The sequence below is a fragment of the Ulvibacterium sp. genome, assembly GCF_965228935.1.
Classification (GTDB): Bacteria; Bacteroidota; Bacteroidia; order Flavobacteriales; family Flavobacteriaceae; genus Ulvibacterium.
On record NZ_OZ245846.1, the window covers coordinates 22,884 to 41,733 of the forward strand.

Annotated in this window: 18 protein-coding genes; 8 read left to right on the top strand and 10 right to left on the bottom strand. The window is 41.2% G+C overall.

Features of this window, described 5'->3' with window-relative positions; genetic code table 11:
- Positions 1–50: 50 nt before the first annotated feature.
- Both ACO06Y_RS00085 and ACO06Y_RS00090 read right to left on the bottom strand, forming a co-directional pair.
- Positions 51–1,196, bottom strand: a complete 1,146-nt coding sequence (locus tag ACO06Y_RS00085) for a DUF4249 domain-containing protein (RefSeq protein ID WP_422081784.1) — start codon at positions 1,194–1,196, stop codon at positions 51–53.
- A 170-nt stretch (positions 1,197–1,366) separates the two neighbouring features.
- A complete protein-coding gene (locus tag ACO06Y_RS00090; protein WP_422081785.1) occupies positions 1,367–1,864 on the bottom strand; it encodes a lipocalin family protein in 498 nt (165 codons plus the stop codon).
- 286 nt (positions 1,865–2,150) lie between these two features.
- Here ACO06Y_RS00090 and rplM point away from each other — a divergent pair, with 286 nt between their 5' ends.
- The 4 genes from rplM (at position 2,151) to tsf (ending at position 5,363) form a co-directional block, all read left to right on the top strand.
- The gene (gene rplM, locus ACO06Y_RS00095; RefSeq protein WP_422081786.1) at positions 2,151–2,606 is read left to right on the top strand and encodes a 50S ribosomal protein L13; all 456 of its coding nucleotides are present in this window, start codon (positions 2,151–2,153) and stop codon (positions 2,604–2,606) included.
- Positions 2,606–2,992 (top strand): 30S ribosomal protein S9, encoded by a 387-nt coding sequence (gene rpsI / locus ACO06Y_RS00100; protein WP_422081787.1) that lies wholly within the window; start codon positions 2,606–2,608, stop codon positions 2,990–2,992. The genes rplM and rpsI overlap by 1 nt, the downstream gene beginning before the upstream one ends.
- Before the next feature lie 273 nt (positions 2,993–3,265).
- Positions 3,266–4,462, top strand: coding sequence for a 30S ribosomal protein S2 (gene rpsB / locus ACO06Y_RS00105; protein WP_422081788.1), 1,197 nt, complete (start codon positions 3,266–3,268; stop codon positions 4,460–4,462).
- A 76-nt stretch (positions 4,463–4,538) separates the two neighbouring features.
- The gene (tsf, locus tag ACO06Y_RS00110) at positions 4,539–5,363 is read left to right on the top strand and encodes a translation elongation factor Ts (RefSeq protein ID WP_422084221.1); all 825 of its coding nucleotides are present in this window, start codon (positions 4,539–4,541) and stop codon (positions 5,361–5,363) included.
- A 94-nt stretch (positions 5,364–5,457) separates the two neighbouring features.
- Here tsf and ACO06Y_RS00115 read toward each other — a convergent pair whose 3' ends face one another.
- The 5 genes from ACO06Y_RS00115 to ACO06Y_RS00135 all read right to left on the bottom strand — a co-directional run bounded on the left by ACO06Y_RS00115 (position 5,458) and on the right by ACO06Y_RS00135 (position 10,850).
- Positions 5,458–6,270, bottom strand: coding sequence for a DUF4097 family beta strand repeat-containing protein (locus tag ACO06Y_RS00115; RefSeq protein WP_422081789.1), 813 nt, complete (start codon positions 6,268–6,270; stop codon positions 5,458–5,460).
- Positions 6,271–6,390: 120 nt separating this feature from the next.
- A complete protein-coding gene (locus ACO06Y_RS00120) occupies positions 6,391–7,257 on the bottom strand; it encodes a DUF4097 family beta strand repeat-containing protein (protein WP_422081790.1) in 867 nt (288 codons plus the stop codon).
- Between the two features lie 96 nt (positions 7,258–7,353).
- Positions 7,354–8,157: a HEAT repeat domain-containing protein gene (locus ACO06Y_RS00125; RefSeq protein ID WP_422081791.1), complete on the bottom strand. Its 804-nt coding sequence runs from the start codon at positions 8,155–8,157 to the stop codon at positions 7,354–7,356.
- Between the two features lie 3 nt (positions 8,158–8,160).
- Positions 8,161–8,715, bottom strand: a complete 555-nt coding sequence (locus ACO06Y_RS00130) for an RNA polymerase sigma factor (RefSeq protein ID WP_422081792.1) — start codon at positions 8,713–8,715, stop codon at positions 8,161–8,163.
- A gap of 263 nt (positions 8,716–8,978) precedes the next feature.
- The gene (locus tag ACO06Y_RS00135; RefSeq protein ID WP_422081793.1) at positions 8,979–10,850 is read right to left on the bottom strand and encodes a peptidase M61; all 1,872 of its coding nucleotides are present in this window, start codon (positions 10,848–10,850) and stop codon (positions 8,979–8,981) included.
- Between the two features lie 180 nt (positions 10,851–11,030).
- Between ACO06Y_RS00135 and pyrH the strand changes: the two genes are divergently transcribed.
- Together pyrH and frr are read left to right on the top strand one after the other, a co-directional pair.
- Positions 11,031–11,738, top strand: a complete 708-nt coding sequence (gene pyrH / locus ACO06Y_RS00140) for a UMP kinase (protein WP_422081794.1) — start codon at positions 11,031–11,033, stop codon at positions 11,736–11,738.
- A 40-nt stretch (positions 11,739–11,778) separates the two neighbouring features.
- A complete protein-coding gene (gene frr, locus ACO06Y_RS00145) occupies positions 11,779–12,333 on the top strand; it encodes a ribosome recycling factor (protein WP_422081795.1) in 555 nt (184 codons plus the stop codon).
- 446 nt (positions 12,334–12,779) lie between these two features.
- On the opposite strand, the gene ACO06Y_RS00150 is transcribed toward frr, so the two are convergent.
- From ACO06Y_RS00150 to ACO06Y_RS00160, 3 genes are read right to left on the bottom strand one after another with little or no spacing between them, the layout of a single operon-like run.
- Positions 12,780–13,445 carry a hypothetical protein gene (locus tag ACO06Y_RS00150; RefSeq protein ID WP_422081796.1) on the bottom strand — a complete coding sequence of 222 codons (666 nt, stop codon included), beginning with the start codon at positions 13,443–13,445 and terminating at the stop codon, positions 12,780–12,782.
- Between the two features lie 5 nt (positions 13,446–13,450).
- Positions 13,451–14,197, bottom strand: coding sequence for a hypothetical protein (locus ACO06Y_RS00155; protein WP_422081797.1), 747 nt, complete (start codon positions 14,195–14,197; stop codon positions 13,451–13,453).
- Positions 14,184–14,591 carry a hypothetical protein gene (locus tag ACO06Y_RS00160; RefSeq protein ID WP_422081798.1) on the bottom strand — a complete coding sequence of 136 codons (408 nt, stop codon included), beginning with the start codon at positions 14,589–14,591 and terminating at the stop codon, positions 14,184–14,186. Before ACO06Y_RS00160 ends, ACO06Y_RS00155 begins: the two co-directional genes overlap by 14 nt.
- 308 nt (positions 14,592–14,899) lie before the next feature.
- On the opposite strand from ACO06Y_RS00160, the gene ACO06Y_RS00165 reads away from it, so the two are divergent.
- Together ACO06Y_RS00165 and asnS are read left to right on the top strand one after the other, a co-directional pair.
- Positions 14,900–17,296 (top strand): efflux RND transporter permease subunit, encoded by a 2,397-nt coding sequence (locus tag ACO06Y_RS00165; RefSeq protein WP_422081799.1) that lies wholly within the window; start codon positions 14,900–14,902, stop codon positions 17,294–17,296.
- Between the two features lie 98 nt (positions 17,297–17,394).
- Positions 17,395–18,828, top strand: a complete 1,434-nt coding sequence (gene asnS, locus ACO06Y_RS00170) for an asparagine--tRNA ligase (RefSeq protein WP_422084222.1) — start codon at positions 17,395–17,397, stop codon at positions 18,826–18,828.
- The last annotated feature ends 22 nt before the right edge of the window (positions 18,829–18,850 follow it).

The following is an 18,850-nucleotide window of genomic DNA, read 5'->3' on the forward strand; positions in this document are numbered from 1 at the left end:
AAGTAAATATAGAAATTATATGGGTTAACGTTACACTTCAGATTTGCCCACTAGTCTATCCAACCTGTAGGACGTAGCCCTGTACTAAATCTGCCTTCATTGCAAGGGGCAAAGATAACAATCGGTCTCGGGACCGGTTCTTCTTCTCCTTCATACTGTCCGGGCAATATGGTTTCCAAAGGTCTCCCTTCCACAAAAGTACGGTCGATGAAAACAGTTTTTACATTGGTCGAGGCAGCAGTGAATCGACCTAATACAAACTCATTTATATTGTTAGGATTGGACATATTGCCCACAAGGGCGGCAGGTAGTGGAGCATTGAATCCGGAATTATTATCCACGATATCCTTAAGGGTCTTGTAATACCTATAGGCCGAAGCGGATATGGAAAACTGTTGCAGTTCTACCAAAATGCTTCTCTTGGTAAAGAGGGGAATATCCGCCACCGGTAAATTTGAGATTTTGGTACCGTTCGTGAATTCATCCGAAAAAATATTGATGTTGTCCTCATACCGGATTTGCCAACAATCGGATTCACAGGCATAGGTATAGTAGGGTTTTCGAATCTGGGAGATGGTGGACGGATTGGTTCGGCACTCACCGTCCCTATATATTGAATTGACACAAACTACACAATTTACCAATTTCTCATACGACCGAAAACGCCAATAATAATAGTTTTCCTCTTCTCCGGGGTCTTCCAAGGTAAGCGAAAGGGAGTGTCCCGGGGTAAATTCATCCAAACCTTCATTGAACAGGAGTTCGGGCTCATAGGCAGCAACCAATTCCTGGATGGGAACCGGCGCAGAGACCTTTTCGGGAAGTGAACTATACTCCCGGCCATCCGCCAGTTCAACTTTCAGTTCCCAAGTATCCCCAATTTGAGCCTTAAAATTTGCTGGGGGTAGATACAACTCTCCCTCCTCCAATAAATCTATTTGGGTCTGATCATCGGTTTTGATAAAAGAAACCTTGGCGCCACTTAAAAAGACATTATCATTTATACCGAACTCTTCAGTGGATTCCAAAATTGAAACATAGGAAGCTCCCTCAATCGTACCTACCAAGGCGTCTATATATACCAAACCTTCCTGATATCTGAACTCGGGATCCACGGGATCCACACATCCCCCTAGAAGAGAAAGCATTACCAATAGGACCACTTTCCCTAAAAATGTGTTTTTTGGATGGTGCATTTCCTTTTTCCGTCAAGACATAAATATAGTAGGTTTAATCAAGTAAAACAGTCCTTGGGTAAAAAGTATTGAAACGAAATCCTATAATCGACCAAAGAGAAGGAATATAAAAAAGGGCCTTACGATAATTCGTAAGGCCCTTTTTTAGTTGATAAGATGTATTGGAAAAACTAACCCCTTTTGAAAACGGCCTCGGCCCCCTCTAGGTTGTCCTCATCTATAATTTCCGCTGAAACGGTAAGTGTATCGCCATTCAATTGTATGGTTACCGTATCGCTCATACCATTGCCATCCACTATGGTCAATTGATCGCCTTCCAAACTCCAAGTGGAGGAGGTAATCTCGGCATTTTCGGGGCATTCGATTAAAAGTCCCGTACCTTCCGAGTTTACATCCGTACCGGTTTCGGTAAAATCCTTAAATGCCGCTTCCAAAGTCTGGTCGCTTTTAAATTCCAAAGTGAAGATGTCACAGCCTTGGGAAATAAGGACCTGGATGACTTCGTTGGCCAATTTTATCTCTCCATCGGCATCATCAACATTAAGTTCGGTAAAACTCCATGTTCCTATCAAGGAGTTATCGCCTCCTTTATTCTCGCCTTCATCATCAGAGGAACAGGCAAACAATAAGGTTGCCGAAAGAAAAAGTAATGCTACTCTTGTTTTCATTGCATTTTTATTATCCGTTGAGTGATAGTAACGCAAAAAAAACGGTAATATTTTAGCGGGGAATCGCCCCCTTTCAAAAAACAAACCTGTACGTTGCCTTTAAAAGAAGGATATTCATGAGGCATCGTCCTCCAAATACATCGCCAAACAAACCCTAAAACAATCCCATTGAGGATTAAAAATCACAAAAAATACAAGAAAGAACCGTTTGGATTTCAAGTTAATAATTGTACATTTGCAGCCCGTTTTACAGAATCAAAGGGTTTAATCAATAAAAAAAGACGTAGTGGATACATTAAGCTACAAGACAGTTTCTGCAAATAAGGCTACAGTTGACAAGCAATGGCTATTGATCGATGCAGAAGGACAAACTTTGGGACGATTGGCTTCTGAAGTGGCCAAATTCCTTAGAGGGAAACATAAGACCAATTTTACGCCCCATGTGGACTGTGGTGACAACGTTATCGTCATCAACGCCGAAAAAATACAACTTTCCGGAAACAAATGGGAAGATAAAACGTATTTGCGGTATACGGGTTATCCTGGAGGGCAGCGATCTACTACGGCCAAGGATTTATTGGAAAAACATCCGGAACGTATTATCGAGAAATCCGTAAAAGGTATGCTTCCCAAAAACAAATTGGGGGCCGATCTTTTCAGAAACTTAAGGGTTTACGTTGGAACGGAGCATGGCCAAGAAGCGCAAAAACCTACTGTAGTAAATCTTAATGAAATCAAATAATGGAGACTATTCATAAAATTGGTAGAAGAAAAAAATCCGTTGCCCGGGTATATGTTTCCGAAGGAAAAGGAAGCATTACCGTGAATCAACGTGATTTAAACGATTATTTTCCTACCGCTACTTTACAATATAAGATTAAACAACCTTTTGCACTTACCGGTACCGAAGACAATTATGATGTAAACGTAAATGTTTATGGTGGAGGGGTTACCGGACAGGCGGAAGCAATTCGTTTGGCGCTTTCCAGGGCCATGTGTGAAATTGACGAGGAAAATAGAACTATCCTTAAACCCGAAGGGCTATTAACCCGTGATCCCAGAATGGTGGAGCGCAAGAAATTTGGTCAAAAGAAAGCCCGGAAGAAATTCCAGTTCTCCAAGCGTTAATTGGTGCTAAATTCATCTCAGTACCCACTGAACGTATTTGGACTCTTTATTTGAAAAATTGATTGAATAAACAAACCCTGAAACAAGTTCAGGGATAGATAACCAAGTTCATTGAAAGTCTTCGCTTCCGGGCGGGGACAATTAAAATCCTTAATGTGCTTTCCAAAGCACCAAGGTAAGTTAGTTTAGCATCTAAATGCTGGAGGCTTCCGTTCAAATTTCGGATACCACTCCCGTATTGCTAATTCAAAGGAACGTAAACTAATAGTAAAAATGGCTAAGAAAGTCGAAGTAAAACAATTATTGGAAGCAGGTGTGCATTTTGGCCACCTCACGAGAAAGTGGAATCCGAACATGGCTCCTTACATCTACATGGAGCGCAATGGGATCCACGTCATCAATCTTTACAAAACCGTAGCAAAGTTGGATGAGGCCAATGCGGCACTCAAAAAAATTGCGGCCTCTGGTCGTAAAATTCTCTTCGTAGCTACCAAAAAACAAGCCAAGGACATTGTAGCCGAAAAGGTTTCCAATGTAAATATGCCCTATATCACGGAAAGGTGGCCCGGAGGAATGTTGACAAACTTTGTTACCATCCGTAAGGCGGTAAAGAAAATGGCTTCCATAGATCGAATGAAAAAAGACGGTACGTTCAACACCTTGTCAAAGAAAGAACGTCTACAGGTAGATCGTCTTCGTGCGAAGCTGGAGAAAAACCTGGGTTCCATTTCGGAAATGACACGATTACCCGGAGCCCTTTTTGTTGTGGACACCATGCGCGAGCACATAGCCGTTAAGGAGGCACAGAAATTGAATATCCCTATTTTCGCCATGATCGATACCAACTCCGATCCCAGGGATATTGATTTTGTTATCCCTTCCAATGATGACGCCTCCAAATCCATTGACATCATCATGACCCATGTGACCAATGCGGTTGCCGAAGGTTTGGCGGAGCGAAAAGCCGAAAAACAGTCCGATAGGGAGGGCAGTGAAGAGCCAGAATCTCCAGAATCACCTAAGGCCGAAATAGTGGAAGAGGCCACTCAGGAAACTCCGGAAACCACAAAATTGGAGACCGTTGAGCCTGAAAAAGTAGCTGAAACGGAAGAAGTTGAAGAAGTTGCCGTTATTGAAGAAGCTCCAAAAACCGAAGAAAAAAAAGAAGAGCCCAAAAAGGAGACCGCTGAAGCTCCAAGCGAGGAGAAACCAGAAAAGGGTGATGACCTGACTAAAATAGAGGGTATAGGGCCGAAGGCGGCAGAAGCGATCGTAAATTCAGGAATAGTATCTTTTGCCGATTTGGCAAAAGCCAAATCCGATAAAATAAAGGAAATCTTGACCGAAGCCAGTTCGCGTATGGCGCACTTGGATCCCACATCATGGCCCAAGCAAGCCAAAATGGCCGCCGATGGCAAATGGGACGAGCTAAAGGAATGGCAGGACAAGGTAAAAGCCGGAGTAGAATAAAAAATAAACTTTTAGTAAAATAAATCCAGGATATGCAATCGTATCTTTGATATCCTATAAAACATAAGAAACGATGATGGTAAAAGTTACCGCAGCTGACGTAAACAAACTAAGAAAAATGACCGGTTCCGGCATGATGGATTGTAAAAATGCCCTTGTCGAAGCCGAGGGCGATTTTGAAAAAGCCATAGAAATCCTCCGTAAGAAAGGACAGAAAGTAGCGGCCAAAAGAGCCGATAGGGAATCCTCCGAGGGCGCGGCCATTGCAAAGGTAAATTCCGATAATACTTCTGGCGTCATTATCTCATTGAATTGTGAAACCGATTTTGTGGCGAAGAACGACAGCTTTGTTACCTTGGCCAATGAATTGGCCGAATTGGCACTTGGGTTCGATACAAAAGAGGACTTTCTTTCCGCTGACTTCAATGGGAATACCGTTCAGGACAAATTAACTGAACAGACCGGCGTTATCGGGGAAAAAATAGAAATCGGTGGTTTTGAAAAATTGAACGCCCCATTCGTCGGGTCATATATCCATGCCGGGAATAAAATTGCTACTTTGGCAGGACTTTCCGCTGCCGTTGAAGGTGCGGCCGTTGCCGCCAAGGATGTCGCCATGCAGGCCGCGGCAATGAGTCCTGTGGCGTTGAACGAAGAAGGTGTGGATCAATCCATAATAGACAAGGAAATTGAGATTGCCAAAGATCAACTACGTCAGGAAGGCAAGCCAGAGGCCATGCTAGATAATATTGCCAAAGGAAAACTAAAACGTTTCTTTAAGGATAATACTTTGGTAAATCAAGCTTTTATCAAGGATAGCAAACAAAGTGTTGCCCAATATGTAAAATCCGTTGATGCCAATTTGGAAGTTACCGGATTCCAGCGTGTTGCCTTGGGGTAGTTTAAGGCAAAACCGACTCAAATGATAAACGCCCCGACAGTTTTGTCGGGGCGTCTTTTTATCAAAACGTATAGTGCAAAAAAATGTACTGAAACTAGTTGGACCTTATGATAATATCCCCATTAAAGGTCTTAAAAAGCATTTCCGGGCCACCGCCATTTAGCTGTCCTCGTACCCATTGCTCAATTTTCACTCTATAGGTACTGGACGATTTGTCGGTCTTGGCTACCGTTTTTTGTTTGTCCGTTACCATTTCAAAATCCGTATAGATATCGCCTTGTTCCGATTTTAGTTTAAGATCGCTCTTTACTGAATTGGGAAAGGTAACGTCCAAATCTCCATTAAGACTACTAAAGGCCATATTCACATTTGGTGTAACGGACACGAAGCTCACCTTTATATCCCCATTGACCGTATCGGCCAAGGCAGATCCGCTGACATTGTCCAAGTTTATTTCGCCATTAACATTGCTAATTTCCATTTCACCATTAACCCCTTTTACGTTAATGTTTCCCTCATTAACGGTACCTAATTTTAATGAGAAGTTTTCGGGAACCTTAATTTCAAGGTTGGTGGTCCTATCCCATTGTTCATTGATAATCCTCACCACATTGTTCTTTTCTTCGGCACTTATTTTTAAGGAGCTATTTTGAATCCGTCTTAGGCCATTTTTTTCCTTTTTCTCCTTATAATGTGCCTTTTTATTCCCAAAGGAAGCTTTAACGACCACTTCATTCCCTTCATAGGCCAAAACATCAATTGAGCCCGCCAATTGTTCTACGATCAATTTTCCAGGACCGTTGCCGTTACTTAATGGAACCGAAAACAATTCTACACTCTCCTCTTGGGCATTGATCAAGAAGGGCAACAGGAGCATTGATACGAATACTAATCCGATATTTTTCATTTGTCTATTTTTTTAATTGTTTTTAAAGAATATGTTTTACTGATATGGTCTAGTACGGTAATCCCCGATAGAAATCGCCATTCGCTTGGATCCGTCTTGGCCCATTTCAAAATGTTGCTTTTATATTTTTGTAATAATAACATCACCGTTCAAGGTCTCAAAATCAAAGGACAAACCTCCCTGTCCTATCTGGACTACGGGTCTTGATTCGTATTTGTACTTAACATTCCTTTCCCCGGTCTTGTTTTTAATGGTTCTGGCAAATTGCTTGGCGATATTAAAATCAGTAAACAGTTCCCCATTCATGCTTTTAAAGGCAATATCAGCGGATAAGTCCCTTTGATAGGTAATATTGATATCCCCGTTAAGTGAATAGTACGTGGATGCCACCGTTGGATTATCCGCATAGGAAATATCCACTTCGCCGTTTATGCAATGTACCTTGGTCTGACCGGTAATATTGACGAGTTCAATTCCCCCATTTATATTATGGGCTTCGATATAATCGCCTTTGGTGTTTTTTACCAGGACCTCCCCATTATTGATTGCACCGACCTTTAGCTTGCTGCTTTTGGGCATTTTTACCTTGAAGTTCAAGGTATGGTCATAGGGAGATTCCTCCCAACGTTGGCAGTTTCTGGAAGTAAACCTGCCATCTTTGTAATGCATATGGGGCGAATCCGGATAGACAATAAGCTTACTTCCCTCTTGGAGGGCCTTTATCCCAATTTCCTTTTTTCCCAATTCCAGATCCGTTGTTGAGCTAGCGGTTATGATCTTTTCCACTTCCAAAAGAACCAGATCACCATCATATCCTTCAACCGATATGGAGCCATTGAGATTTTGTACCTCAAGCATCCTATCCACATCCGTATTCGCATAGGAGAGCTCTTTCTTAATGACTTCACTAAATTCCTTTTTTTGTGCCTTTGCACATTGTACCACAAAAGAACCTACTATCATGGCACATATTACTACTCTTTTCATTGGTTTACATTTTAACTGTTCGTGATTTGATGCCGAAACAAAAGTTCAGCACGTGTTGATGAATAAACTTTCTGTTCTATGTATTTGATACTAACTTTAAATGATCGAATTGATCGATGTTTCCAATTTCTGTTTTACGGACTTATCCAGTTCCTGTGTACGCATTAACGTCTTAAAAGGTTCTATGGATTTCTTCTCTTGAAGGGCCACCATAAGACTTGCCAAGGTCACTTGAACTATTGGGGAATCTTGTTTTACTATGGACTGCACCAAACCTTCCCGTACTGTTGGATTATCCAAATAATTAGTCAGGGATTCTATCGCGGCCAAGCGTACATTCACGTTTGGATCACCGTTCAACGTTTGCAATAGGGCCTTGATTACCGTTTCGTCCACCTCTTTGATCTTGGTGACTTCGTTTATGCCCTGCAAGCGCTTGTTGGCCGAAGGCTGTTCCAACAGGGTCAATACCAATTGCTCCCTTACCTCTTCTGAGTCCGTATTCCCCACAACTGTGGTTTTTACATTTTCAGAGGAATTATCGGAGTTCAGAAAATATCCCAGATTTAATCCTAAAACCAATAACAATAGGCCGTAGGCCATTTGTGGCCTCCAAAGAACCGTAACCATTCTTGAGAACAAGGATGATACACTGTCCCTTGATTTTTCCGATTTCTCGATTTCGCTATGAAGCATCTCAAAAAAACGTTCGTCCATAGCCTCGGACGGTTCCGGGACGGTCGTAACATCCACTTGACCCCAAGTCCGTTGCATCTGGCCAAACTGTTCTTGGTATTCAGGATGATTCTTCAAGAAACTTTCAAATTCCTTTTTCCCGCCCGCATCCAAAGTATCGGAGAGGTATTCCATCATCCACATGTCAAATCTTTCCTGTTCCATGACTTATTGCGTTTCCAGCTGTAGAAAAATTGCCCTTAAATCCTTTAAGGCCCTGTGGGCCTTTACCTTTGCGGCACCCTCGCTACATCCTAAAATTTCACCTATTTCGCTAAACTTAATTTCCTTGTATTTACTTAGAATTAGAACTTCCCTTTTTTCAGGGGTCAATTGCTGCATTGCGCGGTTCAATTGTAAAATCTCATCCCTTTTATCCATTTTGGATTCTGGCCCCAGGTCATCCTCCAACCTGTATTCCACTGAGGTCAATTCCGTTTGGTCGGTTTCTTTTTTATGTTTTCTATAATGGTCGTAGTTTACATTTCTGGCAGTTCGAAACATCCAGGCCGCAAAAGAACCTTCCCCGGTAAATGTATGCCTGTACTTCAGCATCCTTATAAACACATTCTGCACCAAATCCTCGCTAACAGATGGATTTCCGTTCATATTATAAAAGAAGCCGAACAACCTTTTTTTATGCCGTTCGTATAGTAGCCCCAATTTATCCAGGTCTCCTGATTTCACTTTTAGCATCAGTGCATTATCCGTCAGTTGCTGCATGCTTTGTTTTAGGTCTTCAAAAGGGTAAACCGATGTTTTTTGAAAAGGTTACAAAAAAGTTCAAATTTCTTTTAAGGTACTTCTTTTGTCCAAAAGAAAACAACTGGAATAAAGACCTTACTTAGACAACGATCCAATAGAGGAAGCAGGGGAAAGCGGCAAAATGGCGCCCTTCCGAAATTGGGATGGCCCATATGTATCCTTGTAAAACAAGAAAGCCACCTCAATAGGTGGCTTTTTATGTATCCAAGTCCATTTATCGGTTAACCCTTTAGCCAAGCTTTCCTCAATTCTTCCTGTTTGGGACTCACATTTTCCATGGGCACGATGGTCTCTACCTGCAATACGGGGGTTCCTACTTTCCCTTCCAAGGTAATCTCCTCCTCTCCGCGCTGCACGATCATCTTAATTTCCGTTTCCGGGTTCCACTGAAAACTTTGTCCGATTATTGGCCGGATGGCCTCAAGGTTAATAGAGGTATCATTGATACTTTTTATAACATCCCCGCCCTTGGCACCTAAATCGTTAAAGAATGAATTTAGCTCTATGCCCTTTCGGACAAAAATGGAGTTGCCCTCGGATTGATTGACATCTATAAAAGGTATCTCACCATTTAGAAAATAACCCGACTCTTTTTCGATGGTCTTTACCGTAAGGCCAACCTTGGCCAAAAACTTCCCATAATCTATAGGGGTGTTTCCGATAACATGGGTATCGAAAAAAGTACGTACTTCCGGATAAGTCATCGCTACGATCTCATCGATCAATTCATCATCTTTAAACGGTGTCATTTTCCCGTATTTTTTGGACAGCTCCTTCATTAACCACAACACCCCTTTTTCCCCATTGCTTTGTTCCCTTAACAAAATATCCAATGCCATATTGATCAATGCCCCCTTCTCATAAACGTTGGCATAGTTCTTTTCATAAGGTTCCTCAAGAATGTTCTTGCTCATTTCCGTAAAGGACATTGCATCATCATAGGCCTTGGCATTGTTGGTCTTGTCCATCATACGTTTATAAAACTCCTCCTCATTTATCAGTCCCTGTTGAATTTGAAAGATATTGGCAAAGTACTCGGTAGTACCTTCGTACATCCATAAATGCTCGGACATTTTTGGATCGTTAAAATCGAAATATTGAATTTCTTCTGAATGTATGTTCAGCGGTGTAACGATATGAAAAAACTCATGCGAAACTACATCTACCATGGCCTGTTCCAAACGATCCTGGGGCATAGCCTCCGGCAAAACCACAACCGTGGAGGTATGGTGTTCCAAAGCTCCAAAACCAGAGGCATCGGAAGGTTCCATGGTGGATAGGTACAACAAAATGTTATATTCCTTTGTACCATCAATATCGCCCAAAAAAGCCTTTTGGGCGGTCATCATTTCTTGCATACGATCCTTTAGGGTTGAAGCGGTATAGGTTCCATTGGGGGAATATACACTGAGTGTGACCGCAATATCCTTGATTTGAAAAGTTTCAGTATTTGGTTCCGTGTATTGTATGGGGTTATCAATGACCTCAAAATAGCGATTGGCCGTAAACAAGTCCGTGTTGGCAGCTAGACCCTCAACTTCTTTTTCCTTAAGGGAGGTGGTAGCCGTAAGACCAGAAGGTCTTGTAACAGTAAGTACATAAGGAACTTCTTTTAATCCCTTGAAATAGCCTACAAACCCATGTAGGTTCAATACAAAGTTCTCATTGGCCAAAATATTGGTGCCGGCCGGTGAAAAGACGGCATCCTTGACTTCGTTTTCCGTATCGTAGGTATCATTGACATAGTAGGATATCCTGTCTAAACTTCTTGCATTCGATATATTCCAGGTATTATCATCTGTTTTGTTAACGGTAAGCTCGTTTCCCTTATAGTCCAATGCCTTAAAACCCTCCAGATATTTGCCATAATTGTCCTCGCTATAGGTTCCGGGAACCGTTTTGGGAATATAAAACGAGACCATATCCTCTTGGAAAGCTCCGGGGTCAATAGATACCAGCACCTTGTCATCATTGACATTTACAAGATCTATCGATACCGCCATGGGCGCTTTTTCCACGGACAATAATGCTTTTGAGGAACCACAACCATAAACTATTATTGTTAGAAAGAATACTACAATCAGTTTTTTCATTATCATCGATTTTACCATCTATTCAATACTTAACGTCATAATTATTAATGTGTTGCAAGAATATAAAATATACTGTAGCAATACATCATTATTATGAAATAATTATGCCATTAAACCGAGAAAAAGTGAACTTTTCGCCTAACTTTTTTTGATTATTTTTGTTTGAAACAATTTCTCGGCATGCAGTATAAAAGAATACTCTTAAAATTGAGCGGTGAGGCCCTTATGGGTGAAAGACAATATGGAATAGATCCTAAAAGACTTGCCGAATATGCTGATGAGATAAAGGAAGTCGTGGACAGGGGCATAGAGGTAGCCGTGGTCATTGGAGGAGGAAACATATTCCGGGGGCTTTCCGGGGCGGCAACGGGAATGGATCGTGTACAGGGCGACCATATGGGCATGTTGGCAACGGTCATAAACGGACTTGCCCTGCAAAGTGCCCTGGAACAAAAAGGGGTACAGACCCGGTTGCAATCCGCAATTAAGATTAATGAGGTTGCCGAACCTTTTATCCGCAGACGCGCCATGCGCCATTTGGAAAAGGGTAGGGTGGTCATATTTGGAGGGGGAACGGGAAATCCTTATTTTACAACGGATTCCGCCGCGGTGTTACGTGCTATTGAAGTTGAGGCCGATGTAATCTTGAAAGGAACCCGAGTGGACGGGATTTATACTTCCGATCCCGAAAAGGATAAAAATGCCACCAAATTCGATACCATTTCGTTCAATGATGTACTTCGAAAAGGGCTAAAGGTTATGGACACCACGGCCTTTACGCTAAGTCAGGAGAACGAGCTGCCTATCGTAGTGTTTGATATGAACAAAAAAGGCAACCTGATGCGAATTATTTCAGGGGAAAATATTGGAACCGTCGTGAATCTATAACTTGGCCTATTTTTTGTTCCACCACTAAAAATGTTACAAAATGAACGAAGAAGTACAGTTTATACTAGAGGCAGCTGAAGAGGGTATGGGTGCGGCAATTGCACATCTGGAGAAAGAGTTTATCAAAATCCGTGCAGGAAAGGCCAGTCCGGCTATGCTTTCTTCGGTAATGGTAGAGTATTATGGCTCTCAGACCCCTTTGTCCCAGGTATCCAACATCAACACCCCGGACGGACGGACCATTTCCGTACAGCCTTGGGAAAAGAGTATGCTTCAAGAAATTGAAACGTCCATTATGAATGCCAACCTCGGCTTTAATCCTATGAACAATGGTGAAATGATTATCATCAATGTACCCCCTTTGACGGAGGAACGTAGAAAGCAATTGGTAAAGCAGGCCAAATCGGAAGCCGAGCACGCCAAGGTCGGGGTACGTAGTGCCAGACAGGAAGCCAACAAGGAAGTTAAGGGCCTCGATGTTTCCGAGGATCTGCAAAAGAACGCCGAATTGGATATACAGGAACTTACGGATACCTATACCAAAAAAATAGATGACTTTCTACATGCCAAGGAAGCCGAGATTATGAAAGTATAGGGTTACCATTTTCTCTGAATCAAGGCATTTTGCCTAGGTTAGTAGCTAATCCTTGGGAATCCGAGAATTTGGAAAGTATATTATTTATCCTCAATTAAGATTCAACGAAACTACTTTCAATTTCCATAGGCAACCTACTTTTTACCATCTGGGTTTAAGGAGACTATAGTAAAAGGGAAAACCAAACTAGTTTTATTGACCTCATCAATCAATCTTTAGGTAATCGATTCCCTAAAGAATGATTATCAAGATCAACAGAGGGTCTAAACGTAGAAACAGAGTCCATTAATCAAAAATTGTTGAATTTAGAGGTGTTCTAAAAAGGGTAAGGTTACACGAGTTAATCATAATTGCTATCCCTTGATTTACCATTTATCCAACGTTCTCCCCGGATTCTTATCTTATTATTGAAACCCCACTCTAAATTAGTAAGTTGATTCAGTCTTTTATAATTTGGCAAGGTTGTATTTATATCCTATATGAGGAATAACAAATGTTGTGGACTCTTTGAAATAAGGAGATTTTCTTGTTAGATAAATGCCCAGGGAAATTTTACTTCTCTTTATGTTATAACCTATAAAAAGCTTATTGGCGGAAAACCTATAATTTCCCATTCGCGTTTCGGTTCTAGTAATATTACCTTCTTCATCAAAAAATACTTCCTGAGTTCTATAATCACTATTTCTATTGAGGAGGCTAATACCCGCTCCTATAAAGACCTCTCCCTTTTGGAAAAGTTTAAAATAGTAATTCAAATTTAAATGATATCCCAGCATTAATCTCCTTTCACTTGCATTTTGGGAAAAATCATCAATACTGTCTGGAGATTCATTTATAAGTATATCATGTCTAAGCGAACCTATGAAACCGATTGAGAAATTCTTGACTACAAAGGATTCAAGTCCTATTTCAAAGCTAAAACCGGAATTTTGCCTATCCAAATTTGTAAAAAAAGCTTCGTCGCTTAAACCAACTACATTCTCATTGTATATTGGAGTAACTCTATATTCTGTTCCTAAATGAAGACGGAATTTACCACCATAGTCCACCTCATCCTTTATCTGAGAGCATACAAAAAATGGTACCATTGACAAAAGGAACGCTACTCGCATTAATTCTAATTAAAATTGTATTTAATTGCCCTATTGTCCAAAGTATATGAGGTTCTAGACCTAACACCATATCTATTCCCTTTGTATGTAGTAAAAACATTATGATCATAAGGGCTCTGATAAGACCTGTATTCCACATAAACATCTGCACCATTGATATTCCTCTTAAAAGTATTTTTTGGTGCCGGCCAATTATCATACTCATATAGTGCATATAGTACAAAATCACCAGATTTTCGGCCAAGATATTTGTTTACATTTACTACCCTTCCCTTTTTAACCTCTCTATTGCTATACTGGGCGATCCAGTCTCCATCCAAATTACACGATGCTTTATTTATACCGCAATGCGTGTAAAAATTTGATGAATCGAAATCACCTGCTGTAACTTTCTGAAACCTAATCTGAGCATTTGAGAGCCATGAATCTTTTTTATCCCTTATTTGTATTGTTCTAATTGCAACAAATCCACTTGTTGCAACGTCACCTATACTGCCTCTACTACCACAGCTAGCATTTTTATGATGGTTTCCGCAGCCATCGGAATCGACCTTATAAACGGCGTTACGACCTGCAACTTTTCCCGTTTTATCCCCAAATACATTTTCTTCCGTTATATCTGAACTAACCATCTTCAGCTTACCTTCGAAGTCCAGTTTAAATCCAATGACAATTTCCTTATCACTTTTTGTATCGTATGAAGAAACGAGGAATAAAGGGTCAGAGGTATCTCCATTCTTAATCTTTTCCATATATTGGTAATAAGTCCTGTTCGGATAAACCCGTAAAGGCATCAAGTGAAAATTCCGTATCCTCGTTTACGCTCTTCCCTTTATTGTCTAGAGCATTTGAATACAATAAATCGCTAAAAAACAATTTGTTAAACCTCTTATCCTTTCCGGTATTTTTAGAAAACATTTCGTCAAATTCAATTTCAGATGTATACAATTCATTAACTAATTGTGATAAATGGAATATACGGTAATTTAGTTGCTCATTTAACGTAGCATCCCTTATATATTCTTTATCATACATTCGTGTTTCAGGGGGCATATCGTTTGAAACTTCCAAATCGTTATCATTGTCACATCCTAGTGAAAACAAAGAAATGAATACCAAAAGTAATTGTGGAGGGAACCTTTTCATGCGCTCAAGTTTAAAGTGGTTAATAATTAAGGTTGTTTAGATTAATTTCTCTTTTCTTACTACAGGTTAATATCAAAGCTTTTAAAAACGTCTAGCAAGATTGGATTGGTTCTTATCTTTCATTTTAAAAAAACAATCAGCACTAAATATTTTTAATAAAATTATTTTCTCAATATACCAATTATGTAGTAAATATACTATATGTTTGGATGATTTTTTTCACTTGAAGATTAAGTATTGGCATACCCTAAAACCTTATAGGAACCTTCGGTACCATTCCCTATCTTTGCGCTCTGGAAAAATCTACTGTGGTAGCAAAACTCACACAAGGCTTCTGGGCGAGAACGGCCCGTATCATCCTCCGTAACCGGATATTGATATTGGTATTGATCGCCGCTTTTACCGTCTTTTTGGGACTACAGTGGGAACATATGCGCTTTAGCAGTTCCCAGGCAAATTTATTGCCGGACGACCACCCCATCAACCAGGAATATCAATCGTTTTTGAATCAGTTTGGAGAAGAAGGCAACGCCGTAGTATTCGCGGTCAAGGACAGCGCCTTATATTCCCCACAAAATTTTAACCGCTGGAACCGACTCAGTAAGCAGTTGCAGGCATTTCCAGAAGTGGACTTTGTCCTTTCCACTGACAATCTCCTGGAGCTTAAGCGCAATTCCGAAAAGCAGGAATTTGTTTTGGAGCCCTTTATCAAGGATTCCTTGGATACCAAAAGTAAAATAGATAGCCTTACCGGATATCTTTTCAACAACCTCCCCTTTTACGACAAGCTCATATATAATAAGGAGAGCAACACTATACGAACCATAGTAAATTTGGACAAGGATATTGTAAACACTTCCGTACGGAAGGATTTTATTCTAAAGGACCTTACCAATCTTATCGACGATTTTGAGGAAGAAACCGACCTTAACGTACATGTATCCGGTATGCCCTACATCCGTACCTTGAATTCACAGAATATTATTGATGAAATCGGGAAGTTTATCTTTGCGGCTCTTGCGGTCACTTCCTTGATTTTTTTCTTTTTCTTTAGGAGTGTTCGGGCAACGTTTATCTCAATGTGCGTTGTGATTATCGGGGTAATGTGGGCCTTTGGGGTACTCGGCTTGCTACAATATGAAATAACCGTACTCACCGCACTAATTCCTCCATTGATCATCGTTATCGGGGTGCCCAATTGTATTTTCCTTATCAACAAGTATCAGCAAGAGGTAAAAAAACATGGCAATCAGGCACTTTCATTGCAACGGGTCATCTCTAAAATTGGTAATGCCACCTTAATGACCAATATGACCACGGCATCGGGTTTTGCGACCTTTATTATTACGGAAAGCAAATTGTTGAAGGAATTCGGCGTCGTTGCTTCCATAAACATCATCGGCATCTTTATCCTCTCCCTATTGATCATCCCTATTGTTTATAGTTTTATGTCCTTACCGAAGACCAAGCACCTAAAACACCTGAACAAAAGATGGATCGATGCTTTTGTGAATTGGATGGAGCGTATCGTCAGGGACCATAGGATAGCCGTATATATTGTTTCCATTGCCCTTTTGGTGGTGAGTATCATCGGAATCTACCAAATCGAGATTTCGGGAAGCCCCATAGAGGATATGCCAAAAAAGGCGGAGTTTTTTCAGGACATCCGGTTTTTTGAACGGGAGTTCGATGGAATTATGCCGGTGGAAATCGTAGTCGATACCGAACGCCCTAAAGGTGTATTGAAACCCGCCACATTGAAGCGCATAGATCGATTGGGGGGAGTCATCGAAGAAATTCCAGAGCTTTCCAGGCCGATTTCCGTGGTCAATTTGGTCAAATATTCCAAACAGGCCTTTTACAATGGTATTCCCAAATACTATCAGCTTCCTACCGCACAGGAAAACAATTTTATCATGGACGTGGCCCGGAAATCCTCGGGCGATAGTGATCTGCTTAAAAATTTTGTGGATAGTACGGGACAGACCGCCCGAATCACGACCTTTATGAAAGATGTAAAGACGGATCGGATGGAGGAAATAGAGGATAGGCTATTGGAACATATCGAAAAGATATTTCCTTCGGAGCGTTACAATGTTTATATGACCGGTAGTGCCCTGTTATTCCTAAAAGGCACTAAATTTTTGGTGAAGAACCTGGTACTTTCATTGGCATTTGCCATTTTCTTGATCGCCTTGTTCATGGCCTATTTATTCCGTTCATTCCGTATGATCATTATCTCCCTGATCCCCAATTTGCTTCCATTGGTGATTACGGCAGGAGTCATGGGCTTTGTAGGAGTTCCCATAAAACCATCCACTATTCTGGTATTTAGTATTGCCTTTGGTATTTCCGTTGATGATACCATTCACTTTCTGGCCAAATATCGTCAAGAGCTTACTGCGAATAAATGGCGTATCCAAAAGTCGGTATATGCGGCCCTTAGGGAAACGGGAGTAAGTATGTTCTATACATCCATTGTTCTGTTTTTCGGTTTTTCCGTCTTTGTTATCTCCAACTTTGGGGGAACGGTGGCCCTAGGCTCTTTGGTCTCGGCCACGTTGCTTTTTGCCATGTTGGCCAATCTTATTTTATTGCCTTCCCTCCTACTTTCTTTGGAAAGAAGCATCGCCAACAAGGAAGTATTGAAAAAACCACAAATAGATATCCTCCCGAAAGAAGAGGTGAACATGGAAAACCCCTAGGGATACTACCCTGCCAAACCTTTTTTATACCGTATATCCAGCGATTCCTTTTAATCAAAAAAACTATCTTTGCCCTTTTAATTTTCATGTAACATATGATGAAATCATATAGTGTAAAAGAGCTGCTTTTAAAGTCACCCACATTACAGGAAGTCCAAGTGGACGGATGGGTCAAAACATTTCGAAGTAATCGCTTTATAGCCCTTAACGACGGATCCACGCTTAGCAATATTCAATGTGTCGTGGACTTTGAACAGTTCAATGAAAACGTGTTGAAGCAAATCGCTACGGGAGCGGCCCTTCGGATAACAGGTACCTTGGTAGAAAGCCAAGGGAGGGGTCAGAACGTGGAAATACAGGTAAAGGACATTTTTGTCCATGGAGGTGCAGATCCGGAGACTTACCCCATTCAACCCAAAAAGCATTCTTTGGAATTTTTACGTGAAAAAGCCCATTTGCGCATACGGACCAATACATTTTCGGCAGTTATGCGGGTTCGTTCGGCCTTGGCTTTTGCCATACATAAATACTTTAATGAGAACGGCTTCTACTACTTCCATGCGCCTATTGTAACGGGATCTGATGCCGAGGGGGCTGGAGAAATGTTCCGTGTAACCACCTTGGATGCCAAAAACCCTCCTTTGGATGAAAACGGGCAAGTGGACTTTAAAGCGGATTTTTTCGGTAAGGAAACCAACCTGACCGTTTCCGGTCAATTGGAAGCAGAGGCCTATGCCATGGGGCTCGGAAAAGTGTATACGTTCGGTCCGACATTTCGGGCGGAGAACTCCAACACCTCTAGGCATTTGGCCGAATTTTGGATGATAGAACCGGAAATGGCCTTTTATGACCTGGATGCCAATATGGATTTGGCCGAGGACTTCATTAAGTCCGTCATTCGCTACATACTGGAAAATTGTACGGAGGACCTGCAATTTTTGGAGAAACGTTTATTGGACGAGGAAAAGGCCAAACCACAGGCCGAGCGAAGTGAGATGGCCCTTATCGAAAAACTTGGATTTGTAGCGGACAATAGTTTTAAACGGGTTACCTATACTGAGGCTATTGATATTTTGCGCAATAGTAAACCGAACAAAAAGAAAAAATTTCAATACCTCATCAATGAATGGGGTGCGGATCTGCAAAGTGAACATGAGCGTTATTTAGTGGAAAAGCATTTTAAATGCCCTGTAATCCTATTTGATTATCCTGCCAACATCAAGGCCTTTTATATGCGCCTCAACGAAGATGGCAAGACCGTACGTGCCATGGATATTCTATTCCCGGGAATAGGTGAAATCGTTGGGGGTTCACAACGAGAGGAACGTCTGGATGTTTTAAAGGAAAAGATTGCCGCACTTGAAATAGACGAAAAAGAACTTTGGTGGTATCTAGATCTACGAAAATTCGGAACCGCCGTACATAGCGGATTTGGTCTTGGCTTTGAAAGATTGGTGCTCTTCGCCACCGGGATGGGCAATATTAGGGATGTTATACCTTTTCCAAGAACACCGCAAAATGCCGAATTTTAGAATTCATTTTTTAACTTTATAA